Here is an 11,891-nt window from a genome sequence, read left to right as displayed (position 1 = left end):
TTTGGTGTGAAAGGGCCTCAGCCCTGTTGCTGAGACATACATGGTAAGGAGCGTGCATAAGCCGGGGGCGATTTGGCTGACCAGGCCGTATCAGGGGGTGTATTGCCAGAGCTGCCCCATCAGATTCAGGCAGGGTGTACCCGCTACCGAGCGGTACTGATGGAACAGATACACATTAGCCCCGCTGGATTCGGTGAGGTACTCATAGACGGTGCAGCCCGTACCACCCAGCGCCGATTTGTAGATGGCATCTGGTGCGGGTGCCGTCGACCACGCCTGGGTCGTGAAATTGTAGGTATAATAGTTGTCGGCGAACTGGGTGAAGGTCAGTTTGTCCCCGACCAGAAACGCTTTCCCGCTAAACGCGCCACTGCTGATGATAGTAGGGGGCGCTGCTTTTTGCGTCCAGCTATCGGTGGCATCGTTGTATTCCCACAGGTCGGCCAGCATCCCGTTGAGCCCCGTACCACCGATCAGATAGCCTTTGTTGTTGTGGGTGGTGCCAAACCCGCCATACCGCGCCTCACCCGGAAAGTCGTTCCGGCGGGCCCATTTGTCGGTAGTGGGATCATACTGCCACACCTGCTTCCCGACGGATAAGGGCGTGTTGAGCTGATCGCCACCCCCCCACAGCATACCCTTTGCCGTTGAGGCTCATCACCGTTCGCCACGAACCAACAAACGGAGCTTGCCCTTTGGCCGTCCATTTATTGGTGGTGGGGTCGTAGGTGTAGATAAACGAGGTGCGGGTGCTGGCCGTAGTGCCAGTCTGGACGGTGACCAGGGCATGAGCCTGCCCGTCGATCAGCATAATCGGCAGGGTATAATCGAGCCGGAGTGCGTTGGGAACCTGAAGGGCGGCTTTTGCGCTCCATTTGTCGGTGGCGGGGTCATACTGCCACAGATCGGTCAGGTCAGCCGCCGCGGATTGCGTTTGGTCCCACCCGCCTAACACATACAGCTTATTGGCCAGCGTAAAAATGCGCGCCAGGCGGCGGGTCTGCCCGGGGAAAGGCGCTTTGACGGTAACGGCGTTACCATTGGGTGCCGTCGTGGTTGAGGCGATGGTCGTGGTCGTGAAGGTCGTTGCTCGCTGCACCACCGCTACTTTGTTGGTGGCCGTGAAGTAGACCGTGTAGTTGGTGTTGGCGGCGAGGCCCGTCACTGCCTGCGTAATCGTCAGCGGAAAGGGGCCGCTGGTCGCTCCCAGTTCATACTGGTTGTCCAGGCGTTGGGACGCGGTCTGAACCACGAATAACTTGTGGCCGGTAATGGCCTCGCCCCCGTTGCCGTTGATGACGGCGGTGATGCGGGCCGAAAAACTGCCCACGTTACTAACGACAGGGTCGGTGAGCAGCACGGGGCCGGTGCTCTTGGTCGTAGCCGTTGTCGACGTACCTGGCGTAGTGGTGCCACTCGCGGGGCCGGTTGGGGTGGCGGGGTCGTCTTTCTTGCAGTTTTGCAAGCTCAGGCCTAGAATCAGTAACAGACCCAGCCCTACTGACGAGGAGTAATAGCGGTTCATGGCGTGGTGCGGCGGTAACCCGTTTTGGTTGGGTCAAAGCTCCACCACCGCCAGCCGCCGCGCGTCCCCAAAAAAGGGGATACGTATTGGGTTTGTTGGCTTCGGTAAGCGGGGTAAGCTGCTTACTTGCCGTGGTACTTGGCCAAGGCTTCGGCGACGGAGTGGACGTGAAGCTTCTCGTAAATGCGCTTCACGTGGGTACGGGTCGTCTCGACGGTGATGCCTAGCTCGGCCCCGACCATTTTGTAGCTATTGCCTTTGGCCAGCAGCGTCAGCACCTCGCTTTCTCGGGGAGTGAGGTCGGCCAGATTAGGGTTTGGCCGGTGCTGCATGGCCTCCATTACCCGCCGGGCAATGGCGGGCGACATAGGCGCGCCGCCGTCATAGACCTCCTGGATGGCCTCCAGGATGCGGGACGGGGGTGTTTTCTTCAACAAATACCCCGTAGCCCCCGCCCGGATAGCCTCAAACACCCGGTCATCATCATCGAACACGGTGAGCATCAATACATCTACGTGACTATACCGCTCGTGCAGGCTCCGAACGGCGTCGATGCCACTGCGGCCCGGCAGGTCGATGTCCATTAGCACCACGTCGGGTTGCAACGTACCTACCTGTTTTTCGGCAGAGAGGCAATCGCCGAAGGCCCCCAGCAGGTCAAACCCGTCGGTGGCTTCGATCAGAAAGGAAAGTGCCTCGCGCAGGGGCATGTTGTCTTCAAAAATAGCGGTGCGGACGGCCATATGGGTAGTGTGTTATGTGCCTCAAAGATAAATACCTGAACATACGTTGAACTCCCCAAAGAGGGGGATAAGCCGACCCGAAGGTAAGCAGGTTTGCCTTCCGGTAGCGCACAGTACATAGGCGTTGAATCAGTACGTTCAAAGCGGCAGCGTCAGCACCACCCGCGTGCCCTGCCCCGGTGCCGACTCCACCGACAACGTACCTGACAGCGCCCCGGCACGTACCTGGAGGTTCTTCAGCCCATTCCCGCCCCCGGGCCGGTGGGTAGCATGGGCCGGGTCAAAGCCATGCCCGTTGTCGCTGATACGCAGCCGTAGCAGGCTCTGCTGGCGATCGAGACGTACCTGTACCTGACTGGCCGCCGCGTAGCGGGCCGCGTTGGTGAGGGCTTCTTTGTAGATTAGAAAAAAGTCGCGGCGCCGCTCCAGCGGCAGGCTGAGGGCATCGACACCCGGCTCGACTGAAAACACTACGGCGGTGTCGGTCGAGCCGAATAGCTCGTCGGCTACCTGCTTCATGCGGTCGAGCACCTGCTGCATGGTATCCTGGGTGGGGTTGATGCTCCAGACAATATCGCTCATGGCATCCATCACCTGCCGGGCGGTTTGCCCAATGCGGTCGAGGTTCTGTTTGGCGCGGGCGGGGTCGGCGGGCAGGGCGGCGCTCAGGATGGAGATGCTGCTGAGGTAGCTGCCCATGTCGTCGTGGAGGTCGCGAGCAATCCGGTCACGGATAAGCTGCATCCGCATAAACTGCCGGATGCGGTAGCGATAAAACAGAAAACCAACTACGCCCATCACCAACAGGCCATACAAAAACAGCGATGGGGCAAACCACCACCGTTGCCAGAGCAGGTTCTCGATCAGAATCCGCCGCTGGATGAGAAGCGCCCCCCTCAACTGACGTACCTGAAACTGGTATTCATCGCCTGATAGGTTGTGGTACTGGACAGTATGCGCGCCTCTGAACGATTGCCAGTTTGCCGTACGCCGTTGGATGAGCCGGTATTCATAAAGAGCCGTCTGCTCGCCGGGAAGTAACTGAATCGTCAGGCTTGTCTCGCGGCTGGGTAGCCGTAGAACGGCCATGCTGAGCCAGTCACGGCGCTCGATAGCTTGCCCGTTTATCGTGACTCGTAACGATTGGCCAAGATGGGGGAAGGGCAGGCCGAGCAAAGCCGCCACCACGCTGACCTTAAGCAGCAACTGCCTGTGAACGAGTGAACCAGAACGCGTAGGCATAGCCAGTATGGGCAAAGAAGGCACTTAAGAACATCAGGTCGTAGGCCCGTAGCGTCAATGTCATCGAGTAGCTCATCAGGGCGGGGCTAAACAGATAGATGGGCAAGGCAATCAGGCTGATTACCAGCAAGCAGACACTGATGATTGCGATTGGCTCCCGCCGTAAAGACACGCGATCTTGCCGAAGCAAGTGGTTTAGATACAGTAAGATGATGATCGAAACCAGTCCACATTCAAGCGCTGAAATATAATTGGCTCCTAGCTGCTGACGCCCTTCACCCCACCAGTAGTCGGCTCCTGTAGCGACGGCAAACAACGGGCCGAAGAGCCAAACGGCCCGCCGAAGCCCAACGGTGGGCATCAGCGGGCCATACATCAGGCTCATAAACAGGGCATCAACGGCCACGCTCAAAAAATTCAGATACGCGTTGTTTCCGTCTGAAAACGTCAAGGTCGAATACACTGTGAAGCCAAGACCAATCATTTCCAGTAGGGCGAACAACCGAACGCCGCCGCGCAGGAAGGGCCAGTTCCAGAGAGCCGCGCCCACCGACAGCAATCGGGAGTAGGTGCCAACGTAGAGGATGATGTAGGATAACGTAGTGGTCATCACTCAACAGTAGAGGAGCCATACGGTGGATTTTGGTGAACGGGTGGGTCTGGCTGCTGAACCAGCGGCATCCGACCCGCTATATACACGTCATTACCAAACAAAGCGGGTTGCCAGTCGGTGGTCTCCGAGGCGGTGGCTATCTCCGGCTGATAAGACGCTGGCGTTGGCCGGTCGCCATTGTACAGTCCGCCGATGAGATAAACCAGGTTGCCAACGGTTTCGCCGTCAATCGGATGCTGCGTCAGCCCCAGCTGTAGTTGAATGCCTCTGAACGACCCAAACGCATGGTCAAGTAGGCACGAGAGTTGCTCCTTCCCGACGTAATAGCCGTGGATGGCTAACGTCCGTTTCAACAAATCAGGGGGTAAGCTTCCGCCTGCTGTTGGGTCATCACTCGCCAGGATACCGATCAGGCGTTGATAGTTGGTTGCATACTCGTCAGCCAGTGATTTGGTAATCTTTACCAGGCCACCATTCAGCGGATTATCGATAAAATCCGCTCCATTACAGCTTTTTTCTGCTTCTTTCATACGAATAGTAATTTAAAAATTTATCCAGTAAAGGTGTGTATATCTTTTGGGTGATTTACCTAAAGGTATGTACTTATGCCTCAGCCACCCATCCCTTTTCCTCCAGTCTCCGATCGTGCGGATGACGACGCCCAGCCAACCGCCGGAACCGCTACCGAAACCCTGGCAACCGTTGTCATCAAATTCCAGGAGGCCGTTTCTTTGGTGGACGTATTTCCTGTCGAACAGTCAGCTCACTCGGGCGTCAAGGCTTCATTCCGCTTATCCGTTGATTACTTGGTAAGCTCTCAGTTTGCGCGCGTCTTTTATGGACAGCTCGACGACTATAAGCCTGTCGGCATTGGCGAGTTTTGGCAATATGTATCGGCCACTGGTGGAACCCTTGTGCCGCTGCTAAATCATACGGAGCCTTCGCTTTTGTTAAAGCTACTGGAACGAGCCTACAACCAGCCAAACCGAATGAAGTCAGGCTACAAGGTAACCCGTATGGATAGCGTACCACTCCAGTCGGCTAATCCGTTTACTTACTTTAAGGTAGTCTGCCCCTTGGATAGAGCCGTAGAGTTGGAAAAGGCGCTACAGGCGTTTACCCCAGATGGTAAAACAAAGGCTCCGCTCCTTGAACTGGCCTACGTGCGCGGTGAATTCGTCGGGGCCGGTAGCCGACCTTCCACGGCGACGAATCCCACTGATTTTCGAAGCCTACTGAACGTACCCAATACGCCGTTCCCCGCAGATTCCTCTTCCCGTTTGCATATTGTCGATCAGGGCTGGTCACCCCATCGGGCGTATAATCATCGGTTGACCCTTGATCAACGCAGCATCCGGTTTCCGGCAACAGATTCGGTGCCCGAGGCTCTTATTCCGCATGGTTGCCGTGTCTTGGGCGTACTCATTGGCGACGATTCAATTGTAAAAGGAGTTGTCCCTGGCGTAGCGGTGAACTTATATTCTGCCTACGATGACGCTGGGCTGACCCGCATCGACGATGCGTTGGCCCACGCCTTTGACGCCGCCACCGCCAACGACGTTATCCTGCTGGAACTAGCCCTCGTCCAACTGCATAAGTTAGATGTATTGTTTCCGTCGGGAGCAGGCACTACCTATTACCCGCTTGATACCGATCAGGCTTGCTACGACCTTATCTGGCTGGCAACCAACGAACTGGGGTTAACTATCGTTGAGCCGGCCGGCAATAGCTCCCTTGATCTGGATGCACTTGATCGGTATTTCGCTACTCAACAACGCCGCATCAATCCGACCGACACAGTCGATTATGAGGCGAACTACTCACCCACAGGCAGACTGGCTGAGGGGCAGATCATTCATCGCGCCCGTTACGTCAGCAATCAACTCCCTTCAGACCCTTCGCAGCTCGTGTCGCCAGACTCAGGCGCGATCGTGGTTGGCGCCGCAACGGTCAAGGCCTCAAAATGGGTAAACAGTAGCAGTTTCGGCACCCGGATCGATTGCGTCGCCCCAGGTGAAGGCCTAAAAACCACGGATACCAACAACGGGTACCTATCTAGTTTTGGCATGACATCGGGGGCTTCAGCGCTACTAGCTGGCTTCATAGTCTATCTGAAAGCGAAGCAGTCTGGTTTGACCGCCCTATCGGTCCGACGGCTTCTCCGAGGGGCAGCACAAGGCAATACCACACAAAGTCCTGTGAGTCTGCATGGAGCGGTCAAATTTCCTAATCTGGGGGCTTTGTTGGAGCAATTCGCCGGTGGTGTGTAGCATATCCGCCTGAGGAAGCACTGACTCGTTCCATACGCTCGGCGTGTGGTCTGTTTACGTTTAGTTTGATGAACCACGCACCATTGCAAAGGTGATGCATATCGAGCCCCGCAACCTCCCCAAATAAGGGGATAGCTCCCGGATGTCCCTGGCCCTGAAGGCGGCCGGGGCGGTTGGGTTTTGTGCTGACCAGCGCCGAGACAGCGGCAACGCACCGGGTAGCGCTACCACGAATAAGGGAGGAGTGTTGTGGAACAGCCTCCAAATGACGCCTGACGTTGACAGAATCGGCGGGGCTACCCAACTGCTGAGCACGTACCTGTCGCGTCGTTATGACCAAAACTTGGCTGAGCCGTGCAGTCCTGTTCGACGTTGCCTCTCTCAGCAAGGAAGCCAAGTTCCAGAGCGATTGGCCTTTGGCCGTATCCAGACCCTGAGCGTTGTCAATGCCTGTATGGTCAGATCATGTATTCATGAAAATAGAAGTCGCTATGGGCGAGGTAGGGAGGGGAACCGGCTGCGTGTAGGGGGGCATAAGGTAAAGGAAAACTACGCGATAACTACGTATTTTTACGCAAACTTAAAATGCTTTTGTGATTAAGTAGTTTACCGCTATCTTCCCTATTCGTTAGCCCATTCTGGCCGGTTTGTGTGTCCTTGTTAACCACTATTGAATGACTGCCTGCCTTGTTACGTACCCGCAACTGCGCCTGTTTCTGGATGGCATGCTGGCCATGATGGCGGTCTATGCGCTGTTGTCGTTTGCGCAGCACCGTAAGGCTATTTACTGGCAATACGCGTTTTACATCGGCTGCATGGTTTGTACGTTTAGGCTAGTCGATCATGGGTATCAGAACCCGCACTACCAACCCGGCCAACGGTTCGACATTGTTTTATCGGAATCGCTGGCGCTGATGCTGTACGTCCGGTTTACCATGCAGCTGATGGACGTAAAACGGAACGACCCAACGAGCTACCGGGTGCTACAGGGTATATTGGGCCTGCTGGTGGGCTACCTGTTGCTCGATGGCATCCTGCTGCTGTCCGACGTATCCATTCCGGTTCGGTCAGCGCTTTATACCGCGGGCCGCATCCTGATGGCGCTGGCGGCGCTTTACGTAGTGCCGCGTATCGTCTGGCTCCGGCAGTCGATCGTAACGTACTTTGTGGTCGGCTCGTTTTTCTTCGTAATGGGCTGTCTGGTAGCCTTATCCATCAATTTTCTGCCCGCTATCTTTGTCCGTAATCCCACCAACCCGTTTTCGTTCCCGGTCATCTACATGCAGATCGGAGTGGCGCTGGAGGTGCTCTGTTTCACGCTGGGCATCTCCATGCGAAACAGTCAGCTGGAGCAGGAGCAGCTGGTCATGCAGGCTAAACTGATCGAGCAACTGCGGGAAAACGAGCGTAAACAACTGCAATTGCAACGCATCCGGGCCGACATTGCCCGCGACCTGCACGACGACGTGGGCGGTGACCTCAGCAGCATCAGCATGCTTAGCATGGCGGCCGACCGCGAGCTGGTCACCCGCCCCGAAGAGGCCCGGGCGCTGTTGCGGCTCATTGGCGAGTCGGCGCGGCAGGTGCTCGCCAACATGCGACAGATTGTCTGGAGCTTGCGCGCACCGGTGGACGAGGCCGCCGGGACGGCATTGCCCCCTGAACCACTGGATTGCCGGCTGCGCGAAGCCGCTGAGGCCCTGTTTGAGCATCAGTTTACGAAGCTGCACCTCGATCTGCCCGATTTCGATGCGGCCAATCCGCTGCCCGATGAGCTTTGCCGGGAGCTTTACCTGATTCATAAAGAGTTATTGCACAATGTATTGCGCCACGCCAAGGCCAGCAATGTCGATGTGTGTCTGCAACTGACCAACCAGCAGCTATGCCTGCGGGTGACCGACGACGGCATCGGGTTTGACCCGGCCAACGTACCTGCGCAGAGTAACGGCCTCGCCAGCCTACACCAGCGGGCTAGCGACCTCGGCGGCACGCTCACGATCCACTCTAAACCGGGCCGCGGTACGACCTGCACCTTCGCTATGCCGTATCTGGGCGCTTCTTACTCCCCCGCTGCCCAGCCGACCGAGGTTGCCATCTGAGCGGCCGGGAGTCAATCGGGAAGGTGGTAGTAAGCCTTTACGGCCTGGTAAGTGGTGAGATCAGCGGCTGCTTTACGGCCACCGATGGGCACCGTGCCGGGAATGATCACGTAGCGTATCTGTTGCGCACTGAGGGGATAGCTCGCCACCAGCTCGATCCGGCCCACGTAGAATCGTTGGTGCATACTGTAGGTAACCCCGCCAATCAGTTGGGCGTAGGGTAGCGAGAGAATGCGCCCATTTTCATTCCAGTACACCCGGATATCGGCCTTGTCGAGCACGTCCTGGGTAATGGCCGGTGCGGTGACAGTACCGGTGTAAGTGGAACCACCGCCCGCAAAGGTCACCGCTATCCAGGGGGAGTATAGCACGTTGGCGGTGCCGGGGTCACCTTTGGGTCCCTGAGCGCCCGTATCGCCTTTGGGGCCGGCCACGCCCTGTGGACCTACGTCGCCACCGCCGCCTTTCTGGCAGGCAGTTAGTAAACAGCTGAGGGCCAGGGTAAGCAGCAGCGCCGTACGGAACAAGAAAAGGGTTGTCATCTGGATGGGCAGCCGGTCGGTGTGAAGCTCGGTTGCCGATAACAAAACTGGGGTTTACGACCTGTCGATGGTCGAATCGGTAGCGAATAGTAAGTAAGCGGTTCAGAATCTGAGGGATTAACCAGATGGCCGGGCTGGGTACGTTGCCCATGTTACTGATACACCCGCACGTAGTCGACTTCCATCCGGCGGGGCCAGATCGTTTCGTCGACGCCTTTGGCGCCACCCCAGTTGCCGCCCACGGCTACGTTCAGGATCAGAAAAAAGGGCTGATCGAAGGGCCACTGTGCGGGTTGGCTACCCAGTGCGCTTTTGCTCACGCTGTAATACGGCTGGTTGTCGACGGAGAAGGCGATGGTGTCGGCGGTCCAGTCGATGGCGTAAACGTGAAAATCGCTGGTGGCGGTGGCAATGGTCGTCTTGCCTTCTTTCTGGGTGCCTTTTACGTGGTTGTAGGCCTGGGTATGCGCCGTGCCGTGAATCACGTCCTGGTCGTAACCAACGTGTTCCATGATGTCGAGTTCGCCGCAAAGGGGCCACCCCGCCGTCGCAATGTTTTTGCCCAGCATCCAGATGGCGGGCCAGGTGCCCCGGCCGGCGGGTAATTTGGCCCGCACCTCCACGCGCCCGTAGGTCCAGGTGGCGGTGTTTTGGGTCAGCAGCCGGGCCGAGCTGTAGGCCTTGCCCTCATACGGTTCCTTGATCGCTTCAATGATCAGGTTGCCTTTTTCGACGCGGGCATTTTCGGCGCGGGCCCTGGTGTAATACTGCAATTCGTTGTTGCCCCAGCCGTTCCCCCCGACATCGTACCCCCATTTGGCCGGATCGGGCAGGCCGTCCTTGTCAAACTCGTCGGCCCACACCAGCTTGCGGGCCGGGGGCGTTGGGGGCGTGCCAGGGGCGGTGTCGATCGTCGCCGAGCCGCAGGCCAGCAACAGAAGAGTCAGGGGCAGGAAAGGATGCATGGGAGGAAAAGAGGTTGTTGGTTAGGGTTTACCGTTGGCCGGTTGCTGTTTACCGGTAATACGTCGCCCAGCTGCGCTACGGGCCAACAGCAACCGGCAGATTTATTTCCCGAACGCCCACGTCAGAAAATCGGGCATGATCTCGCTCCAGGTACGTTGGTTGTGCTCGCCACCGGGCACCTCTACGTACCGGATGTCGGCGGGTTGGGCGAAACCCTTCTTCGTCAGCTCCTTAATGATGTCGAGGGTATCGTCGATGGAGTCGATGACGCCGTTGTTGTTACGGTCGGATGTTTCGTCGTTGGTGCCGGTTTGGAGCCAGAAACGGACCGGCGGTTTGGTGGTGCTTTCCCGAATCAGGCTGTGCATGATGCGGTCGGTATCGTCGTCGTAGGCGCTGCCTGAATCGGTGCTGAATTTCTTCTTCCGCCACCAGAACGACCCCGAAAACACGCCCACCCGGCTAAACCGATCGGGGTGATGAAAGGCAATGTCGAAAGCCGACAGCCCCCCCAGCGAAAAACCGGCGATGGCCGCCCCGGCCGGGTCGGGGCTGACGTGGTACTGCTTGCGGGCATGGGGCAGCAGTTCGGTCAGCACAAAATCGGTGTAGGCGGCGGCTTTGCTGCCCCGGTTCATGTAGTCGGCGCGGGCCGCGGTGCCGTATTCCTGAATACGGTCGGCGTTGGCGTGCGGAGCAACCAGCACAAAAGGCCGGATGGCCTGCCGGGCGTAGAGCGAGTCGAGCACGTGGGCTAGATTAAGCCGGGGAATGTCCTGCCCGTCGTTGAGGTACAGAACGGGGTAGGCGGGGCCGGTGGTGGTGTAGTGGGGGGGCAGAATGATCGTCAGATGAACGACCCGATTCAGCGGGACAGACACCAGCGAATCGTCGGCCAGTACGGTGACCGAATCCGACGGCTGGGCTGCTGCGGAGGTAAGCATAAGCAACAAACAGAAAGTAAGTACAAGTTTCACAGGACAAAGGTAGGCATTCGTGCTGTGCCGTCCGGCGTTCACCGGCCGACGTGCCGGAACCAGTCGCCAACGTGGCGCGGCATCGGGGCGACCCGGCTACGTAACTTTGGGCGCGAAACAGGGACGCTTACCCTATCTTTGCGCCATGCAAGAGTCGTACATCAAGTATTATTCACACCGGCTGGGGCGCGACATCGAGATGCTCGTCTACGGCCATTGGGGGTACCCGGTGCTGCTGTTTCCGACCACGATGGGGCGGTATTACGAAGCCAAAGACTTCAAACTGATCGACGCCATTCAGGGCCACATCGAGTCGGGGCACATCAAGTTGTACTGCATCGACAGTATCGACAAAGACAGCTGGTATGCCAAACACCTGCACCCCGGCACCCGCATCTGGAACCACGTGCTCTACGATCGCTTCATCAGCGAAGAACTGGTGCCCTACATCCAGCGCGAGTGTAACGTGGATAAGATTGGGGTAGCGGGTTGCAGCTTTGGTGGGTTTCAGGCGCTGAACTACGCCTTCCGCCACCCCGATCAGGTCGCGCACCTGATGGCGATGGGGGCTAAATACGACATCCGCTCGTTTATGGACGGGTACTACGACGATAACGTGTACTTCAACAACCCCGTCGACTACGTACCCAACGCCCAGAACGAGCACCTCTACCAGATGCGGATCGTGCTGGGTACGTCGGAATATGATTTCTGCAAGCCCTCGACGCTTCAGATGTCGGGCATCCTGAATGCAAAAGGCATCCACCACTGGCTCGACGTGAAACCCTGGGGCGAGCACGACTGGCCCGTTTGGCGGTCGCAATTCCCGGAGTATCTGAACGGGATTTAAGCGAGCCGAAATATATCTAGGCTGAAATCAGCAGCCCAATAACGCCAACAGGCCCGCCTACATC

Annotated in this window: 12 protein-coding genes; 3 read left to right on the top strand and 9 right to left on the bottom strand. The window is 57.7% G+C overall.

Annotated elements, in window-relative coordinates; all coding sequences use genetic code 11:
• Positions 1-90 precede the first annotated feature (90 nt).
• The 6 genes from FAES_RS17505 to FAES_RS17480 all read right to left on the bottom strand — a co-directional run bounded on the left by FAES_RS17505 (position 91) and on the right by FAES_RS17480 (position 4,653).
• A complete protein-coding gene (locus tag FAES_RS17505; RefSeq protein ID WP_015332565.1) occupies positions 91-636 on the bottom strand; it encodes a Kelch repeat-containing protein in 546 nt (181 codons plus the stop codon).
• Positions 569-1,525, bottom strand: coding sequence for a Kelch repeat-containing protein (locus FAES_RS17500; RefSeq protein ID WP_015332564.1), 957 nt, complete (start codon positions 1,523-1,525; stop codon positions 569-571). The genes FAES_RS17505 and FAES_RS17500 overlap by 68 nt, the downstream gene beginning before the upstream one ends.
• Before the next feature lie 122 nt (positions 1,526-1,647).
• Positions 1,648-2,268: a response regulator gene (locus FAES_RS17495; protein WP_015332563.1), complete on the bottom strand. Its 621-nt coding sequence runs from the start codon at positions 2,266-2,268 to the stop codon at positions 1,648-1,650.
• Between the two features lie 138 nt (positions 2,269-2,406).
• Complete coding sequence (locus tag FAES_RS17490) at positions 2,407-3,510, bottom strand: sensor histidine kinase (protein ID WP_148289392.1); 1,104 nt, start codon at positions 3,508-3,510, stop codon at positions 2,407-2,409.
• Positions 3,464-4,120 carry a hypothetical protein gene (locus FAES_RS17485; protein WP_015332561.1) on the bottom strand — a complete coding sequence of 219 codons (657 nt, stop codon included), beginning with the start codon at positions 4,118-4,120 and terminating at the stop codon, positions 3,464-3,466. The genes FAES_RS17490 and FAES_RS17485 overlap by 47 nt, the downstream gene beginning before the upstream one ends.
• A complete protein-coding gene (locus tag FAES_RS17480; protein ID WP_015332560.1) occupies positions 4,120-4,653 on the bottom strand; it encodes a hypothetical protein in 534 nt (177 codons plus the stop codon). Before FAES_RS17480 ends, FAES_RS17485 begins: the two co-directional genes overlap by 1 nt.
• Before the next feature lie 75 nt (positions 4,654-4,728).
• Here FAES_RS17480 and FAES_RS17475 point away from each other — a divergent pair, with 75 nt between their 5' ends.
• Entirely contained in the window at positions 4,729-6,393 is a 1,665-nt protein-coding gene (locus tag FAES_RS17475) for a S8 family serine peptidase (protein WP_015332559.1), read from the top strand.
• Between the two features lie 674 nt (positions 6,394-7,067).
• A complete protein-coding gene (locus tag FAES_RS29115; protein ID WP_015332558.1) occupies positions 7,068-8,492 on the top strand; it encodes a sensor histidine kinase in 1,425 nt (474 codons plus the stop codon).
• A gap of 11 nt (positions 8,493-8,503) precedes the next feature.
• Here FAES_RS29115 and FAES_RS30760 read toward each other — a convergent pair whose 3' ends face one another.
• From FAES_RS30760 to FAES_RS17455, 3 genes are all read right to left on the bottom strand, one after another.
• Positions 8,504-9,034: a hypothetical protein gene (locus FAES_RS30760; RefSeq protein ID WP_015332557.1), complete on the bottom strand. Its 531-nt coding sequence runs from the start codon at positions 9,032-9,034 to the stop codon at positions 8,504-8,506.
• A gap of 152 nt (positions 9,035-9,186) precedes the next feature.
• Positions 9,187-9,999: a glycoside hydrolase family 16 protein gene (locus FAES_RS17460; protein ID WP_015332556.1), complete on the bottom strand. Its 813-nt coding sequence runs from the start codon at positions 9,997-9,999 to the stop codon at positions 9,187-9,189.
• Positions 10,000-10,101: 102 nt separating this feature from the next.
• Positions 10,102-10,944, bottom strand: coding sequence for an alpha/beta hydrolase (locus FAES_RS17455; RefSeq protein WP_015332555.1), 843 nt, complete (start codon positions 10,942-10,944; stop codon positions 10,102-10,104).
• Positions 10,945-11,122: 178 nt separating this feature from the next.
• Here FAES_RS17455 and FAES_RS17450 point away from each other — a divergent pair, with 178 nt between their 5' ends.
• The gene (locus FAES_RS17450; RefSeq protein ID WP_015332554.1) at positions 11,123-11,827 is read left to right on the top strand and encodes an esterase family protein; all 705 of its coding nucleotides are present in this window, start codon (positions 11,123-11,125) and stop codon (positions 11,825-11,827) included.
• Positions 11,828-11,891 lie beyond the last annotated feature (64 nt).

The sequence above is a fragment of the Fibrella aestuarina BUZ 2 genome, from assembly GCF_000331105.1.
GTDB lineage: Bacteria > Bacteroidota > Bacteroidia > Cytophagales > Spirosomataceae > Fibrella > Fibrella aestuarina.
Note: the sequence above shows the minus strand (reverse complement) of the source record. Positions and strands in the feature narration are given on the sequence as shown.

Bases quoted from the DNA above. Each gene is read 5' to 3' on its own strand.
- FAES_RS17505 (WP_015332565.1), bottom strand. From the start codon at position 636: ATGCTGTGGGGGGGTGGCGATCAGCTCAACACGCCCTTATCCGTCGGG.
- FAES_RS17500 (WP_015332564.1), bottom strand. From the start codon at position 1,525: ATGAACCGCTATTACTCCTCGTCAGTAGGGCTGGGTCTGTTACTGATT.
- FAES_RS17495 (WP_015332563.1), bottom strand. From the start codon at position 2,268: ATGGCCGTCCGCACCGCTATTTTTGAAGACAACATGCCCCTGCGCGAG.
- FAES_RS17490 (WP_148289392.1), bottom strand. From the start codon at position 3,510: ATGCCTACGCGTTCTGGTTCACTCGTTCACAGGCAGTTGCTGCTTAAG.
- FAES_RS17485 (WP_015332561.1), bottom strand. From the start codon at position 4,120: ATGACCACTACGTTATCCTACATCATCCTCTACGTTGGCACCTACTCC.
- FAES_RS17480 (WP_015332560.1), bottom strand. From the start codon at position 4,653: ATGAAAGAAGCAGAAAAAAGCTGTAATGGAGCGGATTTTATCGATAAT.
- FAES_RS17475 (WP_015332559.1), top strand. From the start codon at position 4,729: ATGCCTCAGCCACCCATCCCTTTTCCTCCAGTCTCCGATCGTGCGGAT.
- FAES_RS29115 (WP_015332558.1), top strand. From the start codon at position 7,068: ATGACTGCCTGCCTTGTTACGTACCCGCAACTGCGCCTGTTTCTGGAT.
- FAES_RS30760 (WP_015332557.1), bottom strand. From the start codon at position 9,034: ATGACAACCCTTTTCTTGTTCCGTACGGCGCTGCTGCTTACCCTGGCC.
- FAES_RS17460 (WP_015332556.1), bottom strand. From the start codon at position 9,999: ATGCATCCTTTCCTGCCCCTGACTCTTCTGTTGCTGGCCTGCGGCTCG.
- FAES_RS17455 (WP_015332555.1), bottom strand. From the start codon at position 10,944: ATGCTTACCTCCGCAGCAGCCCAGCCGTCGGATTCGGTCACCGTACTG.
- FAES_RS17450 (WP_015332554.1), top strand. From the start codon at position 11,123: ATGCAAGAGTCGTACATCAAGTATTATTCACACCGGCTGGGGCGCGAC.